The organism is Citricoccus nitrophenolicus, assembly GCF_047305825.1.
GTDB classification, from domain to species: domain Bacteria; phylum Actinomycetota; class Actinomycetes; order Actinomycetales; family Micrococcaceae; genus Citricoccus; species Citricoccus nitrophenolicus.
In genome coordinates, this window is sequence record NZ_CP063070.1 from 1,765,562 (window position 1) to 1,785,756 (window position 20,195).

Genomic DNA, 20,195 nt, shown 5'->3' on the forward strand with positions numbered 1-20,195 from the left:
CTGGGAGCCACTGATTATTGCGGTTCGGAGCCAGGGTTATTGCCGTTGAGAGCCGGCGGCCACCCGGGTGGGAGCCACCGGCCCTCGATGGGTTTTCTAGTGGCCGTTGAAGCGCACTGGGTTTCGTTCCGAGTCTCACGAAGGAGAATCGGTACATGCCCAAGAAGTTCACCCCTGAGTTCCGCGACCGGGCGGTCCGGATGGTGCTCGATCGCCAAGCTGCTGAAGGCGGTCCCAGAGCGGCCTCGATCCGCGTCGTGGCACAGTCCCTGGGTTGCGGCCCGGAGACCCTGCGGAACTGGTGCCGCCGGGCGGAAGCGTCCGACCTCACCTCGGTGGCCGTGCCCACTAGCGCGAGTCTGGAGGAAGAGAACCGGCAGCTGCGCCGGGAGCTGGCCGAGACCAGACGTGCCAACGAGATCCTGAAGAAGGCCTCGGCGTTTTTCGCCGCGGAACTCGACCGCCCCACGACGAGATGATCCGGTTCATCGACGAACACAAGGATCGTTTCGGGGTCGAGGCCATCTGTCGCACCCTGGGTGCGACGGAGTGTGGGTTCATCACCTCCCGCGGCTACCGGGCCGCGAAGACCCGTCCGGTCTCTGAGCGCAGCCTGCGCGATGCGGTCCTGACCGAGGAACTGCGGCGGATCCACGCCGAGAACTACGCCGTCTACGGGTACCGCAAGATGTGGCATGCCATGCGCCGGGCCGGCTGGGAGGTGGGCCGTGACCAGGTCGCCCGGCTGATGAAGGCCGCCGGCCTGCAGGGCGTGCGGCGCGGACGCAAGCCGGTCACGACTCGTCCCGCCGTCGAGCCGGATCACCGTCCCGATCTGGTGAAGCGCCAGTTCGCCGCGCAGTCACCGAACCGGCTGTGGGTCGCTGACATCACCTACGTGCGGATCCTGACCGGGTTCTGCTACGTCGCGTTCATCACCGATGCCTGCACCCGTAAGATCGTCGGCTGGTCCGTGGCGGCCACGCTGCACACACAGTCCCTGCCGCTGCAAGCCCTGGAGCACGCGCTGCTGAGCACCGACGCCAGCCTGCGGGACGGACGGCTGGTCCACCACTCAGACCGAGGCGTTCAAGGCGGATTCAATCGGTCGTCGCAACACCGGGTTGTTGGATCGACTGTAGCTGCTCGGCGAAGACTTCTGCTGGTGTTTTCCAGTCGAGGGCTTTGCGTGGCCTGTTGTTGAGCGTGTAGGCGACTGCGGCGAGGTCGTCGGCGGTCCACCGGGACAGGTCGGTGCCCTTCGGGAAGTACTGGCGGAGCAGCCCGTTGGTGTTCTCGTTCGTGGGTCGCTGCCAAGGGGAGTGCGGGTCCGCGAAGAACACCTTCGTGCCGGTCTCGAGGACGAGCTGCGCATGCTCAGAGAGCTCCTTCCCGCGGTCCCAGGTGAGCGTCTTGCGGAGCTGCTCCGGGAGCGTGGTCAGCGACCTCGTCAGCGCGGTGTTCATTGCGACGGCTCCGTATCCGCTGAGCGCTGGCCCGTGTTTCGTGCGCGGCTGCTCACCGTAGCCCTCGAGGCGTGGCAGGTGCACCAGCAGCGTGGAGCGGCTGGAGCGTTCGACGAGCGTGCCGATCGCGGATCGGTTCGTCCCGATGATCAGGTCCCCCTCCCAATGCCCAGGGATCGCGCGATCAGCAGCCTCTGCGGGGCGTTCGGAGATCACCACGTCCGCGGTGACATGCGCCTGGGGCTTGTTCTGCGACCGGGCTCGGGGCTTGCGCAGCGCCCGCCCGGTTCGCAGGGCGGCGACGAGCTCGCGCTTGAGCGCACCGCGTCCCTCGATGAACAGCGACTGGTAGATCGCTTCGTGGCTGATGCGCATGCTCTCATCATCGGGGAACTCGACCTCGAGCCGCTTCGAGATCTGCTGCGGGCTCCACGCCGTCGACCAGCGCCGGTCCTGCCGGTGTGGCTTATTCCGTCCCTGCCACGCCGGTACCTCGGGACCGTCGACCACCGTCCCGTCCGGCAGCCGCACACTGCCGTCGAGCCGGTCCTGCACATACTCGCGCAGTCGGTCGTTCGTGACGAGCTTCGCGGGCTTCGGGCGACGCGCCATCAGCTCCGTCTTCCACTGCGCGACCGAGGCCCGGTACTCCAGCTTCCCGCCCCGCGTCGCCGCGTTCCGACGCAACTCCCGGGAGATCGTCCCCGGGTCACGCCCCACCCTGCGCGCGATCTCTCGAACCCCGTGGTGTTGCGCCTTCAAGAGCGCGATCTCCTCCCGCTCAGCGAACGAGAGATACCGGCCGCCCGGCTCGGTGAGCGTGATCGTGGGCATGCCGCCACCCTGCCGGAACCACCGCGCACCGACCGCCGCCGACACCCCCACCAAAATGGCAGCGTCCTCGGACGACGCACCCGCCACGACGTGCTTCCAGAACGCGCGCTCGATACTGCGCCGCGTTCCCGGATGCCCAGGCGAGATCATCGGACTCCGCCCCGTCAACTCCTTCAACCATCCCGCTGGACGCCCCATCAGCACTCCTCAGATCAGAGCGTTGCGACGACCGATTGAATCCGCCCAATTCACGTCCATTCGCTATGGGGAGCGGCTGGCCGAGATTGGTGCGGTGCCCTCGATCGGCACCGTGGGCGATAGCTATGACAATGCCCTGGCCGAGACGGTGAATGGCTACTACAAGGCCGAGCTGATCCGTGGCCCGGCCCGTGAGGGCCGCCCGTGGAAGACCGTCGAGGACGTCGAGCTCGCCACCCTCAGCTGGGTCCACTGGCACAACCAGACCCGCCTGCACGGCTATCTGAATGACGTGCCGCCAGCAGAGTTCGAGGAAACGCTCTACGCTACGAAACGGACCGACCAGGCCCTGGTCGGAATCCAATAGAACGAGTCTCCATCAAACCCAGGGCGATTCACCCGGATCCGGTGCTGGCAGGCCTGCTTGGCCAGCGCGCACCCGAGGTAGGACTTCCCGGAGCCGGTGAAGCCCTGGAACACCACGTTCTGCTGGCGGTCGATGAACGAGCAGGTGCCCAGCTGGGCGATCACGCCCTGGTCCAGGCCGCGTTCGGTGAGCAGGTCCAGTCGGCGCAAATCGGCGTTGGGGTAGCGCAGCCCGGCCCGGCGGATCAGGCCCTCGACCTTGGCGTGGGTGAACGAACTGTGGGCCTCGTCCACGGCCAGCCGGATCTTGTCCTCGAAGCCCAGTCCCATCACCAGGGTCTCGTCCTGAGCCTCCAGGGCCTCCAGCAGGGCGGCCGCTCCCATCTCGCGCAATTTGCGCTTGGTCTCGGTATCGATCCGGCTCATCGGGTGCCTCCTGCCGCGTAGTAGGCGGCCCCGCGCACGTACCCACCGGACTCCTCGGCCGTCCCGGCTCCCGGTGGCCTATCCGCAGCGGGGGTCTTGTCCTGTCCGGTCTCCAGGATCGGGCGCAGGTGCGCGTAGCGCGGCGACCGGACCCGGCCGGCCACGGCGAGCCGGCAGGCCGCCTCCACCCGCTCTCCGGAGTAGCGGCGAGTCAGCCGCAGCACGGCCAGGGCCGGGTCCAGGCCCTGCTCGGCGACCGGCACGGACTCGAAGATCCGCTCCACGACGGTCACCGCGCTCGGGCCGATGCGTGTGGCCCAGTCCCGTACCCGGTCCGGGTCCCACTGCCGGTAGCCGGGTCCGGCTGGCAGGTCGGCGTCATGGGTGCGGTATTCGTTGACCACGTTCTCCGGGGCCAGCAGGTGACTGGTCAGCCGCTCATGGCCGCGGTAGACCTCGAGCAGGGTGTCCGTCAGGCGCAGGTCGACCTTGGCCCCGACGTGGGTATATGGGACGGAGTAGAAGTTCTTCCCGAAGGTGATGTGGCCGTTCTTGGCGACCCGGCGTCCGTTGATCCACCGGTTGATTTCATAGGGCACCGCCGGCAGTGGCCGCAGCAGGGGCTTCTCCTCGGCTGCGAACGCGCTGGCCCGGGAACCGGCGCGTTTCTGGAACGGCTCCGCGTTGTAGGCGGCCACCCGCTCGGTGACCGCGGCCTTGAGCTCCGGCAGCGTCGTGAACGTCTGGTCCCGGAGTCCGGCGATGACCCAGGTGGCCACGTGGGACACGGTGTTCTCCACACTGGGCTTGTCCTTCGGCTTCTTCACCCGTCCCGGCAGCACGGCGGCTGAGTAGTGGGCGGCCATCTCGCGGTAGGCGTCGTTGAGCACGATCTCGCCCTCGGCCGGATGCTTGATCACCCCGGTCTTGAGGTTGTCCGGCACGACCCTGGGCACCGAGCCGCCGAAGGCCTCGAACATCGCCACGTGCGCCCGCAGCCAGGTGTCCTGCTTCATGTCCAGGGCAGGCTCAACGAAGGCATACCGGCTGAACGGCAGGCACCCCACGAACAGGTACACCGTTCTCAGCTCCCCGGTCGCCGCATCCGCCAGCTGCATCGTCGGCCCGGACCAGTCGACCTCCACCGTCTGCCCGGCCTTGTGCCCGACCCGCGAGGCCAGCCCGGTCACCAGCACATGGTGCTGATAGGACTTGCAGAACCGGTCGTAGCCCATCGCCGGTTCCCCGCCGGCGGCGCACGCGTCGAGGTATTCGCCGTGGAGCAGCTTCAGCGTCACCCCGACCCGGGCGAGTTCCTTGTGGACCTTCTCGAAATCCGGCTGGGCGTAGACGCTCTCGTGTTCCCCGCGACCGGGGAACACCATCGAGTACACCTCGGCCTCCGGCCGATCCTTGATGTCATCCCAGCCCACACCGGCCGAATCGGCGGCCTCCAGCACCGCGGCCACACTGTTCCGCGAGATCCGCTGGGAGGCCGCAATCGCCCGCCCGGACAGGCCCTCGGCCCGCAACTGCAGCACGAGCTTGGCCTTGATCTTCCTTACCATTGAGAACTGCTCCTTCCGCCGGGTGCCCTTTACACCCGGCGGAAGGAGCGTAAGCAGGTGGCTCCGAACGAAAATATTGGTGGCTCCGAAGACGCCGAATGCGTCAACCGGCCCCCGGCTCCCAACCTCAATACGAGTGGACCTCAGTACTCCGAATATCCACCAGGCGACCCCGTGGTCAGCGGCGACCTCGGCGGTGGCCCGCCCGGAGTCCAACACGGCCGCCACGACCGCTTCTTTCAGCCGTGTGGTGCACCGGGCCCGGGCCGGCAACTGCTCCGTGGCCTGGGTGAACGTCCTTCGTGGGCAAGCAGTCTCGGCGCACACGAAGCGCGGCTTGACGACGATCACCTCGAGGCAGGTGCCGCCGACGGGGATGTCCTTCACCGACTGACGGACCCGCTGATGCACCCGGGAGGAGAGCACCCCGCACCCCGGGCAGGCATCCTCGGTGGCATCGGCGGCCACCACGACCCGACGTCCGCCCAACGGCAGGTCGACGGCGTCGTGGACGGTGTAGTCGGCGAGGTTGAACACCACCGACGCTGCCAGGCGGACAGCCGGTTCGGCGGTGGCGTGGGCGCGCGGGGACAAGCGGTCGTGCGTAGTCTGGGACATGGCTCGTGTCCTTCGTGATCGAGGGCAGATTCTTCGCAAAATCCATCCTCAAGCAAGGGCACGAGCCCCTTGACTCACGACACCCCCACGCTCAACTGGGAAGAGCCCTACCGTGAGTCCGACAGGGCCAAGGGCAAGCAGATGATGCAGACACTGATCACCAAGCTGGGTCGAGCAGTGCCGACCAAGTTCACCGAGCTGGCCGCGCTGGGACGGACCTTGAAGAAGCGGACGGCGGACATCCTGGCCTGCTTCGACCGGCCCGGAACCTCCAACGGGCCCCACCGAGGCCATCAACGGCCGGCTGAAACACCTCCGCGGGTCAGCCCTCGGGTTCAGGAACCTCACCAACTACATCGCCCGATCGCTCCTGGAGTCCGGCGGATTCAGGCCCCGGCTACACCCTGAATTGTGAAGAGCCCCTTAAAAGCCACCGATGCCGTGAGTTGTCAGGAAGTCTCGCCGAGAGGGGAGGTAACTTCACAACGAACTCTGCATGACGAATTGAACGTTTACTCACCAATGAGTAGCACTACGATTGGAGTTAACGACTTTCATCTTATCGGATAGAACTATCGGCTTGCTAAGGAGCGGAGGGTCCGCGATTGCAGAGACTTCATAGTCCTACCGTGACTCTCTTTAGTCGGTTTCTGGACCAGAGCAAAATGGACAATTCAAGGAAGGCACCTCACCCGTGCAGATGTCACCCGTCGAATGATTCTCGATCGGGCTAAAGTTCAGACTCGAGCCCAAGGCCTGAGATTCTCGGGAAGAGAGTACAATAGAATCTCGCTTTATTCTCATTTTATAATACTTTCGCTGATCGGTCCTTGGCGGAAATTCCCTACAGAGGGCCTGGAGCTGCGAGGGGTCGGTCGCATGGATCAATTACCTACCGGTTGTCCGATCGAGGGCCACCCCCCATACGCGGTAAACCTGTCTGACTGGAATCAAAGCGCGATGGCTCCTCATGCTTGCTGTCCGTGGGAGTTTTAGGTGCGCCAGGGCGAGGCGAACTCAGTGGGCTGCACGGATCGCGGCTTCAAGCACGTCGAGGCCGTCCAGCAATAGTTCCTCATCTATGACCAAAGGAGGCAGGAGGCGAATGACGTTCCCGAAGGTTCCACAAGTGAGGAGCAGAACGCCCTCGGCTAGGCAGGCACTTGCCACGGCCTTAGTGATTTCCGGGTCGGGTTTTCGCGTACCCGGCTTTACAAGCTCGAGGGCAATCATTGCTCCACGCCCACGAACATCGCCGATCGGACCCTGCTCACCGCCAAGATCGTCAGATAGCGCTCTTAGTCGGCCCATGACTAGTGCCTCAATGGCGCGAGCCCGACCACTGAGGTCATGCTCCCGCATCACATCGATACTCGCCAAAGCGGCGGCGCACGCTATCGGGTTGCCACCGTAGGTGCCCCCGAGCCCACCGGGATGGACAGCGTCAAGCAGTTCAGCCCGTCCGGTAACCGCAGACAGGGGCATACCGCCGGCGATTCCCTTGGCCATTGTGATCAGGTCGGGGACGACGCCCTCGTGTTCAGATGCGAACCAAGCCCCTGTACGACAGAAGCCAGACTGGACCTCATCGGCGATGAATACCACACCGTTACTCCGTGCCCAATCGGCCAGAGTTGGGAGGAAACCCGGTGCTGGGACGATGAAGCCGCCCTCTCCTTGAATAGGCTCAATCAAGATTGCCGCCGTGGAATCGGCGCCGATCTGCTTCTCAATCTGATCAATCGCACGTAGAGCCGCTTCCGCCCCTGTCAGATTTGGATTCTCCTCGCGATAAGGGTAGCTCATAGGCATCCGGTAGATCTCTGGAGCAAATGGTCCGAAATTACTCTTGTAAGGCATTGTTTTGGCGGTGAGAGCCATCGTGAGGTTAGTCCGCCCATGGTAGGCGTGGTCAAAGACAACAACAGCCTGGCGGCCTGTAGTCAGGCGAGCAATTTTTACGGCGTTCTCTACGGCTTCAGCACCGGAGTTGAATAGGACGCTACGTTTGGCATGGTTACCCGGGGTAAGTTCAGCAAGTTCTTCTGCGACCCGGATGTAGCTTTCGTAAGGGCTGACCATGAAACAGGTGTGGGTAAAGTGCTCGGCCTGTTCCCGGATGGCCGCTACTACTGTTGGCGCCGAAGCTCCCACGTTGGTGACGGCTATGCCCGAGCCAAGGTCGACGAATGAGTTCCCATCTACGTCGCGGATAATGCCCCCGTCAGCGTCGGCAGCATACACAGGAAGGCTGGAAATCACTCCTCGCGGAACCACTGAGGTACGGCGATCATGCAAATTGCGAGACTCGGGGCCGGGAACCTCGGTCACTAAGTCGCGACGCTGGGACAAGCGTGTTGCAAGAGTCGGAAGGACGGATGGGGTGGTAAGTTCGACGGCCATGCGTGCTTGCCTTTCACAGGGATGAGAAAAAGCAGGGTCTCTCGGTCTACAAATCCGACATTAGATGGACGCCGGGAGAATAGCTGCCCAAGATTATCGTGCCCATTGTGCATGGTTGATAGTTCAGCACGCACCGTACCGTGCCATTCTGGATTAGGCTTGGGTAGGTCGATTCTGATGATCACCAGGCAGATGGAGGGCGATCCACAAGTCGGCGCGCAACTGCGGGTCGTCAAGAGATCGACGAAATGCCCTTTCAACCAGACTCAAATGGTTCAGCAGGGTGTTTCGGTGGACGCCAAGCGCCTCGGCAGTCCTGCGACGATTGCCGTTGTGATCGAGAAACACGCGCAACGTCATGATCAAGCGACTCCCCGCGGGGCCTTGGGCAACCAACGGTTCCAGGAAAGTTCGCGCCCAAGCACGGGCAGGTTCTGGCGGCAACAGCCCCGAGGCTCCCCCGGTTACTATATCGTCCCATGCGACGACTCTCTGGCGGCCACCCGTGCGTTCGAGAGCATGGAGAGCTTCACTGTGACTTGTGGCAGTTGCCTCAAGTGCCGCACTACCACCGATTCCGACGCAGATCTCTATAGTCTCTACGGCCTGACGCAGAGCCTTTTGCGAAAGGTCAGAATCCTCTATTAGAACGGGCATTTCTTCCTCATTCGTCGTGGCCCCGAAATTCGAGCCGATGGCTGTGGAAGTCCCTGTAAGGACCCGGTGGCCTGTGCGTTGCGCATGGGCTTCGATACGCCGGATTGCTTCCTGCGTGTCTGTAGCGCTGCCTCGGAGTCGAACTGCCCGGACTTTCCGCACGTGCTTGCCCCAGCCTTCATCACCGGCAACCGCCAGGAGGGCATCGCCAGCGCGGATATCTCCGCCAAGTAGCAACGCGACGGCCCCGGCTCGAACCCGCCGTTGGGAGAGTCGTTGTTCAGCGGCACGTTCGCCATGCAGGGACAACAAGGTCACGGCCGTGGCGATCGTGGCTGCCTGCGAACTTTCCACGGCCCTAGGCAAAACCACTATGAGGTACCCATGGGGTTCTCCATAGACGCCTAATGGGTGAATGACGACGACGCCTCGGGGACCTGACTCGCTCAATGAGCCTAGTAATCCGGCACCCTGCAAACGGCCAACTAGTTCCTCAAGGGATCGTTCGGACGGCAACGGCGGAATACCCGGTGCTGAACGTTCGCGGATTTCAGCGTCGGCGGAACTTACTGCGGCCCATGCGCCAGGCAACAGCTCGGCCAGGGTTCGAAGAACCTGAGCCGATCCCTCAACAGCAGCGGCGGCGCGAGTCAGCGCGCGCTGGTTGGCCAGGGTGGTCTCAAGGGCGCGTCGTTCCTCCGCTGCGCGCAGCCTCGCTACGTCTTGGATGATGCGTAGGAAGGGTGTCTGCTCCGGCACTTCGAACAGCGTTAGGCCGACACGATGGGCGGCCTCGACTAGCTCTTTCGGGACATGATCCCATGTGAGTCCTCCGCCAACACCCATGCCGAGGGCGACCACCCCCTGCTCGGCCAAACGTCGAACATAACTTTCCCATGTCGGATGGGCAGGACGACGCGTGAGGCCAGTGAAAAGGATGATTTCTCCACCATTTAGATATGGCGTTGGGTCTTGCAGCTCGCTTGTTGCAACCCAACTAACCGGTAGCGCAACATCTCCGGTGACCAACGGCTTTAGATCCAATCCGTGAAGGCCCAAGACCTGAGCAACGGTGATCACGGTCTGTCCTCCTACGGGCGGGTGGCGAGTTCACGACAGTACCCGCCATCGTTCAGAATAATCGGTCGAGAGTGTACAGAGCGGACGAGTGGCGAGGGACGGATGTGCCAGCTCGATCCATTCGACGCTAATCGGCAGGGGCCCCGACCAGTGACGCCGGCAACACCTGTGCGCATGCATCCCGACGCAGCTTGGCCTTCACTGCGCAAACCCTCATTCGACAGATACCTGATCCGCCGAACGCAGGCAGAGAGGCCCCAGGACTATGCGTCCCGTTAGCTGGCAAGATTCTACGTTGAGTTCTCGCAAACGTAGCAAGCACCGAACATGCCGACGAGCGTCCCACTCCCAGGTGCATGAACGTACAGCTCTGGTCGTAGCTGCACCTCTCGCTCTGGACCGGCTGCTCATTAGCTCGGCTAGAGTCAGGTCATGGCCCTGGAATATCTTCCGAACCCAGATCGCACGCCGAATTTTGCAGCCCGCACGGTGAGGCAACGGACATTGCCGCAGATTGGAGAGTCCGGTCAAAGGCTCTTGACCGCGGCCACCATTGCCGTCGTCGGGGCAGGTGGGCTGGGCTCTCCCGTAATCCAATATCTTGCTGCCGCCGGCATTGGCACGATCCACGTTATCGATGACGACCATGTCGAACTAAGTAACCTGAACCGTCAGACTCTGCATGGTGTGGATACTCTCGGCCAACTCAAGACCGCTGGCGCCGTCACCGCGGCGCAGCGCCTCTCGCCAGAAACCACCGTCATCCCCCAAACCGTGCGCTTGACCGATGACAACGCACAAGACATCCTCCGCGATGCGGATGTCATCATTGATGGGAGTGATTCGTTCACCACGCGCTTCATTATCCACCGTGCTGCCGTGGCTCTGTCCAGGCCAGTGGTCTACGGCGCTCTGATGCAATGGAACGCCCAAGTCACGGTCTTCTGGTCAACCCCCCCGTCCGAATCCGGATTGCAACCCACTGTTCTAACGGACGTGTTTCCAGATACTGCCGCTACCCACGCTTCGCCCGGTTGCGCCGAGGCTGGTGTACTAGGTGCCGTTGTGGGCATCACCGGATCTTTCATGGCGTTAGAGGCCCTCAAGCTCGTCTTAGCTACTGGAGAACCCCTCCTGGGCCGTATCTTGCTCATCGACGGCCTCGCGGGAACTACATCCCAGATTCGCGTCTCCGGCTCAGCTTCGGCGTGTAGCAAGAACCCCACCACCATGCCGGCTCATCATCAGTCGCTGTTAGCCGTCGGTGATAAACCAGATTCGGTTCTCATCCCCAGCCCAGTCCCGCTCTCCATGGTGGACCCAGACTCCGTCTGGATTGACGTCCGCCGGCCCGAGGAGTCCGACGAAAACCCGGGCCCACCCGGGACGATAACTCTGCCCTTGGACCAAGTTCTCCGCCTCGACACCGGCCCCGAGACTCCGCTCCGAGACGACCATGCTTTTGCAGCTCTTTCCCCAGGTCAGCCCCTGATGCCGTTCTGTGCCTCCGGACCGCGCAGCGTCTCGGCAGCCCGGCACCTTTCCGCCTTGGGCTGGCCGGTCATCGGCTACCTCGACGGTGGTCTCCCCCAGAAGGCCTCCACAGAGTCACCAACAGGACCGGCCCGGCCGGCCCCCGCCATGACCTCCCATAGAGACACGACCGGAGAAATCACATGACCGATCTCCAATACCACACCGTCGGTGAGCATCGACAGCGCATCCTCACCCTGGTCCCGCACCTGCCGCACCAAGTCCTGCCTTTGGCGAAGGCCATCGGCTATACCTTGGCCACCGATACCGCAGCTGGTTTGGACTTGCCGCCATGGAACAACTCAGCCATGGACGGTTTTGCCCTTCGCGCGAAAGACACTGCCAATGCAACGAAAGATTCCCCAGTCCAGCTTGCGATTATTGCGGAGCTGCCCGCTGGAACCGACGCCGACCCTAAACTGGGCCCAGGTCAAGCTGCCCGCATCATGACTGGCGCGCCAATCCCTACCGATGCCGACGCCATCGTTCCGCTCGAGGACGTCCTGGGCTGGGACCCCGGCGCCCCGACTGCTGGAACCCCGCCACCAGATTCCGTGATACTTGACAAACCGGTGGAAAAAGGTCGGTACATTCGATCTCGGGGAGACGATCTACGGCTTGGGGACCGTGTCGCCAGCGCCGGAGAGCACCTAACCCCTCACCGACTATCCTCCTTGGCCGCTGCGGGGATTACCGAGGTGCAAGTGCGGACCAAGCCACGCGTCGCGATCGTGAGCACGGGATCCGAGCTCAAGGCGCCAGGTGAGCCGCTACGGCGCGGCCAGATCCTCGATTCCAATAGCCTGCTGTTGGCCACTCTCGTGGACACCAGCGGCGGAGAGGTTGTGCTCTGCGACAGGGTTTCCGATGACCCCTCAGAGCTCAAATCCATCCTGGAATCTACTCGAGAGACTGTCGATGTCGTCGTCCTCACCGGAGGAGCCAGCGTAGGAGCTCATGACGTCGCCCGCCTTGTTCTGTCTCCCCATGCCTCAGGAGGAGTACAGCTAGGCGAGTCCAACCACAGTGACCGAGCCCTGATGGACACAGCGGTGCGCTTCGACCGTCTTGCAATGCAACCAGGCAAGCCGCAGGGGTTCGGCCTGTTGCCGAATGGGCGACCGGTCTGGTCTTTGCCTGGAAATCCGGTCAGTGCCTGGGTGAGCTATCTGCTTTTCGTCGAGCCCGGATTATTGGCCATGCAGGGCCGTTCGAAACCAGTGGCGGACTGGCAACCCGTCACGGCCGTTGAGAGCTGGGATTCACCGCCGCACCGCGAGCAGTTTGTCCCCGCACGCGTCGTGTCCGCTACTGGTGAGCCGCTACAAGTGGTCCCGGCCACCGATCGAGGGTCCGGCTCACATTTAGCCGGCCGCATGGCACGTGCTACTGGTCTGGCCCGCGTGGCCGCAGCCACCACAAAGGTCTCGGCGGGCGACAACGTCCTCTACCGGAGTTTAGAAAATTGATGGAACCGGGGTTCCGTATGCATAAAACAAGGAAATCCAGTGCTTCCGAACAGACGCGAGACACGGACATCGATGGCGGCGACGGCTTCACGCACCTCTCCGGCGATGGCTCGGCCCGTATGGTCGATGTCACCGCAAAGGCACCCACTGTCCGCAGCGCTACCGCCGAGGCAACCGTGCTGGTCGCTCCCCCGGTACTGGCCGCTCTGACTGGGGGTTCCGTACCCAAAGGCGACGTCTGGGCCATAGCCCGGATCGCCGGCATCCAGGCAGCCAAAAAGTGCAGCGAATTATTGCCCCTTGCTCACGTAATCGGCATACACGGGGCCACTGTCGATTTCGAGGTCCGCGAGGACCACATCCGCATCCTCGCTACTGCCCGGACCGCAGACCGGACCGGTGTCGAGATGGAAGCTCTGACTGCGGCCTCAGTGGCTGGGCTGGCTATGGTGGACATGGTCAAGGGTCTTGACCGATCAGTTGAACTGACCGGTATCAAGCTTCTGGAGAAAACCGGCGGACGATCTGGAGCATGGCGCCGTGAAGACCACCTCTGACCACGCTGTTCCTTCGTCCTCGGCGGAGTGACATTAACTGCGACCAACTGGACAGAGCATCACTAGTCCTGAGCGGAACCTCTCAGACGAACTTTGAACGGTGCACAGCCCGACAACACAACGCCACTATGATCGTCAGCAGCCGGATCTGCCCCCGGCTGGCTTACGGGATGTGCATTTGTGATGGAAAGTCTGCATCTAGGCCTTCCCGTTTCAACGAGCCGCTCTGCGCATATCCGAGGACGACTTCGTCTGGGTGCTGTGTTTCCATGTGGGTAGCCCGACAGCCCCAAGTCGACCACGAGCCAATGTCCCTGTTTCCGGGGGGCCGACAGTCAATCCTGCGGAAGCCCTCGCCGGCATCCCAAGGGATGATGACCGTGATTCGCGGCGGCCATTTACATCGCCTGCCCGACCTGGCTTCTACCTGCATGCCACCTACCCCACACTACCAGGGAGAACTCGAGGTATGGCAGGTCCAGCGGACAGTACTTGTTGCATAAGTCGAGATCGCGGACCAGGCCAGCCTATGGGAAGATATTGATACCTTGGGAGGTATGGAGCACGTTAATTTCCACCCTACTTACGTTACTCAAGGACAGACAAATGACCAATTATCTTGGTCCCCCTCTCCCAGAACAAAACGTTTGGAAGGACGACATTCATGGCACGGATCCGCCTCTTTGCTGGCGCCGCCGACATACTCGGTTTTTCGGAGACGAATGTTCACGCCACGACGGCCGGCGACTTGCGCCAGGTCCTCGTGACGGGCCATGGCATTAGCGTGGAACAGGTTATCGCCCGGTGCTCTCTGCTGGTGGACGGCGTGCGCGCCGCAGACGATGAGCACCCGATTAGGACCGATTCCCTCGTCGACGTGTTACCGCCTTTCGCCGGGGGATAAACAGCCATCGACAACCGGGATGGATCAGCCACCGATAGCGTTCATGCCGCGACCGGGCTGGACGAACCCGGGGTCGTCGATCCCGTGCCCAGCTTTCTTAGCGTCTACGGATAGCTGCATGGCCGCGGCGAGATCCTCCTCAGAAGCGCCCTCGCGCAATAGAGTCCTCAGATCTGTTTCCTGGCGGGCAAATAGGCAATTACGCATCTGCCCGTCAGCCGTGAACCGCAGTCTGTCGCAGTCTCCACAGAAAGGAGCTGACACCGATGCGATAACGCCTACCGTATGGGGGCCACCGTCCACAGTGTAGATGGCAGCCGGCGAGGATCCACGCCCCGGGACCTCCTCCAGGTCGAATCGATGGGACAACTGCTCGAGGATTTCCTCCCCAGACACAAGGTTGTCTCGTTTCCAGGTGTGGCCGGCGTCGAGGGGCATCTGTTCGATGAATCGCATCTGCGCGTCCTGTGACACTGCGAAAGCCACCAAGTCAACAAGCTCGTCCTCGTTCACCCCACGCATGGCCACGGCATTGAGCTTGAGTGGGCGCAGCCCAGAGTCCCGGGCCGCTGCGATCCCAGCCATGACGTCCTTGAAACGGTCGCGGCGCGTTAGCGCCCGGTACCGATCCGGTCGCACCGTGTCCAGGGAGATATTCAACCGGGATAAGCCGGCCTTCTGCAGCGCGGGAAGCCTACGGTCCAAGGAGATGCCGTTGGTGGTCATCGCTATCGGTAAGGATCCACCACCCGACAGTTCAATCGTGGACAATCGCGCGACGATGTCTTCGAGATCTGCTCGCAAAAGCGGCTCGCCACCGGTCAAGCGCACCCCGGTAATCCCGTGGTCCACCGCGATTCGCACCAAGCGCTCAATCTGCCCAGCGTCCAGCAAGTCCTCTTTCGGCATGAATGGGCCTGCGTCCTCCGGCATGCAGTAGGTACACCTCAGGGAGCACTTGTCCGTTAGCGACACTCTGAGGTCCCGATGCACTCGGCCGAAGCCGTCGGCTAGGGTCCCTGCCCTTTCCACTCCGGCGAGTTCGGCCGAGGTAGGAAGCAACCTAGTGGCTTCTGGACCATCCAATGGATCGGATCCCGGCGTTGAACCGCCGACCGGCACCGCCCCCGGTGCGCTTACCGTGCGGGTTGTCAGCGTGACAGAGACCCCACTCATGGTAGACCCACCCAATGCGCTTCACCGATAGCAGTATGTTGACGTTTCCAGATAGGAACCTTAGCTTTGATCTCTTCCACAACAACACGACAGATTTCGAAAGCCTCGGCTCGATGAGCGGATGCAGCGGACACAATCAGGGCGAGATCGCCTACGTCGAGGTGTCCGATCCGATGCACAGCCGCTACTCGGACCTCGCCGTTCGGGTCGTTCGGCTCTCGCGCGTATTCCCGCACGATATCGTCCAAGATTCGCCCGGCGTCCGGATGCGCCGTGTACTCGAGCGAGACTACTGCGCCGGAAGCTTCGGGATCATGGTTCCGGACGATCCCCGTGAACGTAAGAGCTGCACCGCACTGCCGATTTATCACGGATAACTCTACTGCAGCCGGGTCCAAAGCTAGGTCCGAAATCCCTGATACAGCAGGCACCAAAGTGTTCAGATCAGTTTCGAGCATAGCCACTCCCAACGGTGTCGAGCACGATACGGCACCAAAATCCAGCGCGGTTACTGGTCCAAGATGTGCGGGTCCGCCGGCCACCAACCCAGTAATTCGCTCGCAAACAGCCGAAATACCTGGCATCAAACCCTACAGCATTTAATTGAGTCTAGGGTCACACCAGATCTACGTCCAGCGACCGCGTCGGATCAAACCCACCGCTCCCCTGAAGCGCCCTGGGTTTTGTTCCGTGGTCAGACCACCGCGGGCTTGAGGGTTAGGTCTTGAGTGTAGGTGGCCTCGTCTTCTGCCGGGGTCCGGTAGTCGAGGCTCTCATGTAGTCGGCGGGTATTCCACCACTGCACCCAGTCCATCGTGGTCATTTCCACTGCCGTGCCCGAGGCCCAGACCTGGCGAGAATGGATGATCTCGGCCTTGTAGAGACCGTTGATGGCTTCAGCCAGGGCGTTGATGCTCCTATAGTTGTCAACTTGCGATTTCGCCCGTTCTTGGGTCGGTTTTGACGAGGTGGTAGACCTCTCGAATTACGTAGCATTTCAGGCAGCGGATGATGTCGCGTTTGCTTTTGCCCTCGGCCGTGCGGCGGGCGACGTAGGCAATTGTTGGCTCGTGGAATCTCATCCTGACGATCACGGTTCTGTAGATCGCGGCGTTGAGTTGACGGTGCCCGCCGTGATTGATGCGGTGCTTCCCGCTGGTCATCCCGGAACCTGCCGGCACGGGGCTGATCCCGGCGAGCTTCGCGAATGCGGCCTCGCTGCGGATCCGTTCGGGATTGTCCCCGGCGACGATGAGGATCTCTGCGGCGGTATCGACGCCGATGCCGAACTCGTCCAGCAGGTGCGGGGCGCGTTGGACGACGAGTTGCTCGATCTGCGCTTCAAGGTCTTTGATCTCGTCGTTCAAGGCGATCCAGCGTCTGGCGATCGATCGGAGTGCGTGCCGGTTCGCGTCCTCTGGCGTCTCTAATCCGCGTGGGCGGAGCGCGGCGCAGTGGCGGGCGATCATCTTCTGCGTTTTCCGTGCCGTCTCATGCCGTAGCTCTTCGTCCGAGTGGACGAGCAGCGCCTTGAGCGTCACCATCGCCCCGGTGCGGTCTTTCACCGCGGTGTCGTGGGCGATTTTCAGCTGCCGGATCATCTCTACCACCCCGTCAGCGGTCTTCGGGACCGCAGTCGCGAACCCGGCAAGTACTGCCCTGGCAGCGTTCTCCGCGTCGAGCGTGTCGGACTTCCCGTTCAGCCGACGCAGCCGCCGATCGGGCCGGGAGACCTCGACGACCTTGTGTCCGTTCCGGCGGACGAACGAGGTCAGCCCGGCACCATAGGAGCCGGTGCCTTCGATTCCGAACGCGATGACCTTCCCGAACGACGACGCCCACTCGAGCAACTGCTTGAACCCCGCAGTGTCGGTCGCGATCGTAAGGGTCGCCAGGACTCCGTCGATCGAGTCCATCACCGCGGCGACGTGAATGTGCTTGTGGGTATCGACGCCGATCACGACGTGCCCGGAACGGGCGGGCTCGATCTGTTCCATGGTGTGCTGTCTCCTTCACCGGTTAGCGTGGTCTCACGCTGTCGCCGGCGGGTGGACAGGACTGTCATGGGGACGCTTTGACGAGGCTCCAGGCTCCTATCAGGTCACGCCCGATCCGGCGGCAGCGGTACTGCGCCCGGCCGCAGGCTCGACAGATCAACGCCAAGGCACCCTGCGGGCCAATCGTAAGCAAGGGTCAGAACACTCCGGCCAGGACTACCCCATCCTTGCGGGATGCGGCAGAAACAGACTGACAGTCATAGCTATCGCCCACGGTGCCGATCGAGGGCACCGCACCGATCTCGGCCAGCCGCTCCCCGTATCGGATGGACGTGAATTGCGATCCGGCATCGCTGTGGCAACGCAAGCCGGCCAGTGTGGTGCCGCGGGACCATCGGGCCATTTCGATCGCATCCAGCACCATCGTCGTCCGCATGTGGGAGGCGACCCGCCAGCCAACGATTGCGCGGGAGCAAGCGTCGATGATGAAGCAGACGTAGGCGATGCCGGCCCAGGTCGGCACGTAGGTCAGGTCGGTGACCCACAGCTGGTTTGGTGCCTCGGCGGTGAACTGCCGGTCCACCAGGTCAGGGTGACGGGCCACCTCGGGATTCGGCCGGGTAGTGCGCACTGTCTTGGTGCGGCGTACTCCTTCGATACCCTCGGCCCGCATCAGCCGTGCGACCTGGTCACGGCCGATCTGGTGGCCGGCGCGGTGGGCGGCTTTCCAGATCTTCCTGGCTCCGTAGACCCGGTAGTTCTCCTCCCACAGCTTCCGCACCACCGGGACCATCACAGCATCCCGCTGCATTCGTTGAGAGGGTGGCCGGGATTTCGCGGCGTAGTACGTGCTCGGGGCCATCTGCACCCCTGCTTGACGCAAGACAGTGCAGATGGGCTCGACCCCGAGTTGACGGCCGTCGAAGTGATCGTCACGGTTAGCGTCGATGAAAGTGACTATCTCTTGTGTTGGCGGTCGAGCTCCGCCCCGAAGAAACTAGCGGCCCGCTTGAGAATTTCATTGGCACGGCGTAATTCGCGGTTCTCCTGCTCCAAGGCCAGCATTCTCGCGGCCTCATCGGTGGTGACGCCCGGGGTGTGGCCCTCATCGATGTCGGCTTGCTTGACCCAGGTCCGCACCGACTCGGTCCCGTATCCCAGTTGTTCCGCGACGCGCTTCACGGTGCCCTGCGTAGTGCCTAACTCAGCGCGCAGGGTGCGCACCATCCGCACTGCGGCGGCTTTCTCCTCCGCGCTGTACCGACGCGAGGTCGGCTGATCCTGCGAGATGTCCTTCGGCATAAACCCATCCTCGTTTCCAAGGTCAGGAGTCTCCAAGATTCCCAGGGCGATTCAGTCTTACCGGTGCCGGAGTCTCCGAGCAGCACCAGGGGTTCGCCGGCATCGATCCACGCCCCGGTGGCCAACTGGGCCAGGGTCGCCGCTGGCAGCTCGGTGATGGCGGTGGTGTCGAAGTCGGCCAGGGACTTGGTGCGGGGGAACTTGGCCTCCTTGACCCGGCGGATCCTCCGGCGGGCGTCACGGTCATCGCACTCGGCGGTGAGGACCTCGGCCAGATACCCCTGGTGGGTGAGCCGCTCCCGGGCGGCGGCCTGAGCCAACGGGCCGGCCTGCTCCCTGATGGTGGGCAGCATCAGGGACCGGCAGGCCGCGGCGATCGCCGCCTCGGCCGCAGTCTCACTGACCGGCGTCACCGCCGGTGAGGGGGCTGTGGGAGCCGTGGGGGTGGGGGCCGCTGCTGTCGCGTTCATGCTCCGACCCCCAGCAGCTGGTCGTAGGCCCCCAAGGAGGGCGCCGGACGCTCGTGCAGTGCCGCCGGGGGTGCGGTGACCGGCACCACGACCGGGGCTACGGTCCTGGCCGGGGCCAGTCGGCGGGCCTCGAGGGCCACCAAGTCCGGATCGAATCGCCCCATCGTCACCGCGGCGCCCATCCCGGAGACGATTGCCTCGGGCGGCTGGGTGCGGTGCAGCAGCAGCACCCCGATCAGCGCCCTCGTCCCCGCGGAGTCACCGAGCTGGGCGCGGGCGGCATCCCAGAACCGCTGATGCGACTTCGTGAAGGTCCCGGCCTTGCGGGCAGCGGCCAGGGCCGTGGCCCCGGGCAGCGCCCCGGGCTTGCGGGCCAGCACCTCCAGGTAGTGATCCAACACCAGGTCCTCGGTGTACTTATGCAACGAGCGAGTATGCACCGCCACCACGGCTCCCTCGGCCACCACCGTGACCGTGGTCGCGGCGAGCTTGACCTGGAGCCGGCGCCCGGCATAGCGGGCCGGCACTGAGTAGTAAGACTGCCGCACACAGACCCTGGATCGGGCATCGACCCGGCAGGAGAGCACCAGGGCCGGATCGAACGGGCCCTCGCCCGGCAGCGGGCGTAGCCCGGGCAGTTCCCGGGCCGCGGCCGCCCCCACGGTCTCGGACCGTCCGGTGATCCTCCGGGCGTCGTCAGCGGCATCAGCGGCGGCCATGAACGCGTTCAGCTCGGCCAGGGAGGCGAAGTCCGGGACCGGGACCAGATGACGGCGACGGAACCGGCCGACCTCGCCCTCGACACCACCCTTCTCGTGGGCACCCTCCAGCCCGGGCTGGCAGAAGAACGAGTCGTAGCCGTAGTGCGACCGCAGCGCGATGAACTGCGGATTCTCCTCGCGTTCGCGGCCCAGCGCGCACCGGACCACCGCGGCCTTGAGGTTGCCATACCGGATCATCGTCATACCGGATCATCCCAGTCGGCACCCCACCCAGGCGTTCGAAGGCCTGCACGTGCCCGTCCAGGAAGGACTCCTGGGCCTGGTTCGCGTAGGCGATATGGACCGCTTTACCGGCTCTTCCCAGTTGAGCGTGGGGGTGTCGTGAGTCAAGGGGCTCGTGCCCTTGCTTGAGGATGGATTTTGCGAAGAATCTGCCCTCGATCACGAAG

The 20,195-nt window shown here is 63.3% G+C and carries 16 protein-coding genes, 5 pseudogenes and 1 other annotated feature; of the genes and pseudogenes, 8 read left to right on the forward strand and 13 right to left on the reverse strand.

Features of this window, described 5'->3' with window-relative positions; genetic code table 11:
- Positions 1 to 155: 155 nt before the first annotated feature.
- Together IMT31_RS08070 and IMT31_RS08075 are read left to right on the forward strand one after the other, a co-directional pair.
- A complete protein-coding gene (locus tag IMT31_RS08070) occupies positions 156 to 479 on the forward strand; it encodes a transposase (RefSeq protein ID WP_413542369.1) in 324 nt (107 codons plus the stop codon).
- Positions 476 to 1,204 carry an IS3 family transposase gene (locus IMT31_RS08075; RefSeq protein ID WP_413542370.1) on the forward strand — a complete coding sequence of 243 codons (729 nt, stop codon included), beginning with the start codon at positions 476 to 478 and terminating at the stop codon, positions 1,202 to 1,204. The genes IMT31_RS08070 and IMT31_RS08075 overlap by 4 nt, the downstream gene beginning before the upstream one ends.
- Here IMT31_RS08075 and IMT31_RS08080 read toward each other — a convergent pair.
- Positions 1,101 to 2,300, reverse strand: coding sequence for an IS30 family transposase (locus IMT31_RS08080; protein ID WP_413544389.1), 1,200 nt, complete (start codon positions 2,298 to 2,300; stop codon positions 1,101 to 1,103). The genes IMT31_RS08075 and IMT31_RS08080 overlap by 104 nt on opposite strands.
- 241 nt (positions 2,301 to 2,541) lie before the next feature.
- On the opposite strand from IMT31_RS08080, the pseudogene IMT31_RS08085 reads away from it, so the two are divergent.
- Positions 2,542 to 2,865 (forward strand): annotated as a pseudogene (locus IMT31_RS08085) (integrase core domain-containing protein); the annotation flags it as partial.
- Here IMT31_RS08085 and IMT31_RS08090 read toward each other — a convergent pair.
- From IMT31_RS08090 to IMT31_RS08100, 3 genes and pseudogenes are all read right to left on the reverse strand, one after another.
- On the reverse strand, positions 2,820 to 3,290 hold the full coding sequence (locus IMT31_RS08090; protein ID WP_413542384.1) for an ATP-binding protein: 471 nt from the start codon (positions 3,288 to 3,290) through the stop codon (positions 2,820 to 2,822). The pseudogene IMT31_RS08085 and the gene IMT31_RS08090 sit on opposite strands and share 46 nt — an antisense overlap.
- A complete protein-coding gene (gene istA, locus IMT31_RS08095; protein WP_413544391.1) occupies positions 3,287 to 4,858 on the reverse strand; it encodes an IS21 family transposase in 1,572 nt (523 codons plus the stop codon). Before istA ends, IMT31_RS08090 begins: the two co-directional genes overlap by 4 nt.
- Before the next feature lie 162 nt (positions 4,859 to 5,020).
- Positions 5,021 to 5,476 (reverse strand): annotated as a pseudogene (locus tag IMT31_RS08100) (transposase family protein); the annotation flags it as partial.
- A 108-nt stretch (positions 5,477 to 5,584) separates the two neighbouring features.
- On the opposite strand from IMT31_RS08100, the pseudogene IMT31_RS08105 reads away from it, so the two are divergent.
- Positions 5,585 to 5,891, forward strand: a pseudogene (locus IMT31_RS08105) (transposase); the annotation flags it as partial.
- A gap of 602 nt (positions 5,892 to 6,493) precedes the next feature.
- Here IMT31_RS08105 and gabT read toward each other — a convergent pair.
- The gene (gene gabT / locus IMT31_RS08110; RefSeq protein ID WP_413542385.1) at positions 6,494 to 7,879 is read right to left on the reverse strand and encodes a 4-aminobutyrate--2-oxoglutarate transaminase; all 1,386 of its coding nucleotides are present in this window, start codon (positions 7,877 to 7,879) and stop codon (positions 6,494 to 6,496) included.
- A gap of 153 nt (positions 7,880 to 8,032) precedes the next feature.
- Positions 8,033 to 9,616, reverse strand: coding sequence for a PucR family transcriptional regulator (locus IMT31_RS08115; RefSeq protein WP_413542386.1), 1,584 nt, complete (start codon positions 9,614 to 9,616; stop codon positions 8,033 to 8,035).
- A gap of 432 nt (positions 9,617 to 10,048) precedes the next feature.
- On the opposite strand from IMT31_RS08115, the gene IMT31_RS08120 reads away from it, so the two are divergent.
- The 4 genes from IMT31_RS08120 (at position 10,049) to IMT31_RS08135 (ending at position 14,079) form a co-directional block, all read left to right on the forward strand.
- Positions 10,049 to 11,296 carry a ThiF family adenylyltransferase gene (locus IMT31_RS08120; RefSeq protein WP_413542387.1) on the forward strand — a complete coding sequence of 416 codons (1,248 nt, stop codon included), beginning with the start codon at positions 10,049 to 10,051 and terminating at the stop codon, positions 11,294 to 11,296.
- Entirely contained in the window at positions 11,293 to 12,618 is a 1,326-nt protein-coding gene (glp, locus tag IMT31_RS08125; RefSeq protein WP_413542388.1) for a gephyrin-like molybdotransferase Glp, read from the forward strand. The genes IMT31_RS08120 and glp overlap by 4 nt, the downstream gene beginning before the upstream one ends.
- Positions 12,618 to 13,175 (forward strand): cyclic pyranopterin monophosphate synthase MoaC, encoded by a 558-nt coding sequence (gene moaC / locus IMT31_RS08130; protein WP_413542389.1) that lies wholly within the window; start codon positions 12,618 to 12,620, stop codon positions 13,173 to 13,175. The genes glp and moaC overlap by 1 nt, the downstream gene beginning before the upstream one ends.
- Positions 13,176 to 13,839: 664 nt before the next feature.
- Entirely contained in the window at positions 13,840 to 14,079 is a 240-nt protein-coding gene (locus IMT31_RS08135; protein ID WP_413542390.1) for a MoaD/ThiS family protein, read from the forward strand.
- 24 nt (positions 14,080 to 14,103) lie between these two features.
- Here the strand turns inward: IMT31_RS08135 and moaA are convergent, their stop codons facing one another.
- The 7 genes and pseudogenes from moaA to IMT31_RS08170 form a co-directional block, all read right to left on the reverse strand.
- A complete protein-coding gene (moaA, locus tag IMT31_RS08140) occupies positions 14,104 to 15,255 on the reverse strand; it encodes a GTP 3',8-cyclase MoaA (RefSeq protein WP_413542391.1) in 1,152 nt (383 codons plus the stop codon).
- Positions 15,252 to 15,839: a molybdenum cofactor biosynthesis protein MoaE gene (locus IMT31_RS08145; protein WP_413542392.1), complete on the reverse strand. Its 588-nt coding sequence runs from the start codon at positions 15,837 to 15,839 to the stop codon at positions 15,252 to 15,254. Before IMT31_RS08145 ends, moaA begins: the two co-directional genes overlap by 4 nt.
- 110 nt (positions 15,840 to 15,949) lie before the next feature.
- Positions 15,950 to 16,165: pseudogene (locus tag IMT31_RS08150) on the reverse strand (integrase core domain-containing protein); the annotation flags it as partial.
- Positions 16,166 to 16,181: 16 nt separating this feature from the next.
- A complete protein-coding gene (locus tag IMT31_RS08155) occupies positions 16,182 to 17,252 on the reverse strand; it encodes an IS110 family transposase (protein WP_413542393.1) in 1,071 nt (356 codons plus the stop codon).
- Positions 17,253 to 17,508: 256 nt separating this feature from the next.
- A pseudogene (locus IMT31_RS08160) lies at positions 17,509 to 18,554 on the reverse strand (IS3 family transposase); the annotation flags it as partial.
- Positions 18,106 to 18,255 (reverse strand) — a sequence feature (AL1L pseudoknot). (Overlaps the previous pseudogene by 150 nt.)
- Positions 18,452 to 19,024, reverse strand: coding sequence for an ATP-binding protein (locus tag IMT31_RS08165; protein WP_413542394.1), 573 nt, complete (start codon positions 19,022 to 19,024; stop codon positions 18,452 to 18,454). The gene IMT31_RS08165 and the pseudogene IMT31_RS08160, both read right to left, overlap by 103 nt.
- Positions 19,021 to 19,989 (reverse strand): Mu transposase domain-containing protein, encoded by a 969-nt coding sequence (locus IMT31_RS08170; protein WP_413542395.1) that lies wholly within the window; start codon positions 19,987 to 19,989, stop codon positions 19,021 to 19,023. The genes IMT31_RS08165 and IMT31_RS08170 overlap by 4 nt, the downstream gene beginning before the upstream one ends.
- Positions 19,990 to 20,195 lie beyond the last annotated feature (206 nt).

Excerpts from the sequence above, each read along its gene's own strand:
- moaA (WP_413542391.1), bottom strand. The coding sequence starts at position 15,255 with ATGAGTGGGGTCTCTGTCACGCTGACAACCCGCACGGTAAGCGCACCG.
- IMT31_RS08155 (WP_413542393.1), bottom strand. The coding sequence starts at position 17,252 with ATGGAACAGATCGAGCCCGCCCGTTCCGGGCACGTCGTGATCGGCGTC.
- IMT31_RS08165 (WP_413542394.1), bottom strand. The coding sequence starts at position 19,024 with ATGAACGCGACAGCAGCGGCCCCCACCCCCACGGCTCCCACAGCCCCC.
- IMT31_RS08135 (WP_413542390.1), top strand. The coding sequence starts at position 13,840 with ATGGCACGGATCCGCCTCTTTGCTGGCGCCGCCGACATACTCGGTTTT.
- IMT31_RS08080 (WP_413544389.1), bottom strand. The coding sequence starts at position 2,300 with ATGCCCACGATCACGCTCACCGAGCCGGGCGGCCGGTATCTCTCGTTC.
- istA (WP_413544391.1), bottom strand. The coding sequence starts at position 4,858 with ATGGTAAGGAAGATCAAGGCCAAGCTCGTGCTGCAGTTGCGGGCCGAG.
- IMT31_RS08075 (WP_413542370.1), top strand. The coding sequence starts at position 476 with ATGATCCGGTTCATCGACGAACACAAGGATCGTTTCGGGGTCGAGGCC.
- IMT31_RS08070 (WP_413542369.1), top strand. The coding sequence starts at position 156 with ATGCCCAAGAAGTTCACCCCTGAGTTCCGCGACCGGGCGGTCCGGATG.
- IMT31_RS08145 (WP_413542392.1), bottom strand. The coding sequence starts at position 15,839 with ATGCCAGGTATTTCGGCTGTTTGCGAGCGAATTACTGGGTTGGTGGCC.
- IMT31_RS08170 (WP_413542395.1), bottom strand. The coding sequence starts at position 19,989 with ATGACGATGATCCGGTATGGCAACCTCAAGGCCGCGGTGGTCCGGTGC.
- IMT31_RS08090 (WP_413542384.1), bottom strand. The coding sequence starts at position 3,290 with ATGAGCCGGATCGATACCGAGACCAAGCGCAAATTGCGCGAGATGGGA.
- gabT (WP_413542385.1), bottom strand. The coding sequence starts at position 7,879 with ATGGCCGTCGAACTTACCACCCCATCCGTCCTTCCGACTCTTGCAACA.
- moaC (WP_413542389.1), top strand. The coding sequence starts at position 12,618 with ATGGAACCGGGGTTCCGTATGCATAAAACAAGGAAATCCAGTGCTTCC.
- IMT31_RS08120 (WP_413542387.1), top strand. The coding sequence starts at position 10,049 with ATGGCCCTGGAATATCTTCCGAACCCAGATCGCACGCCGAATTTTGCA.
- glp (WP_413542388.1), top strand. The coding sequence starts at position 11,293 with ATGACCGATCTCCAATACCACACCGTCGGTGAGCATCGACAGCGCATC.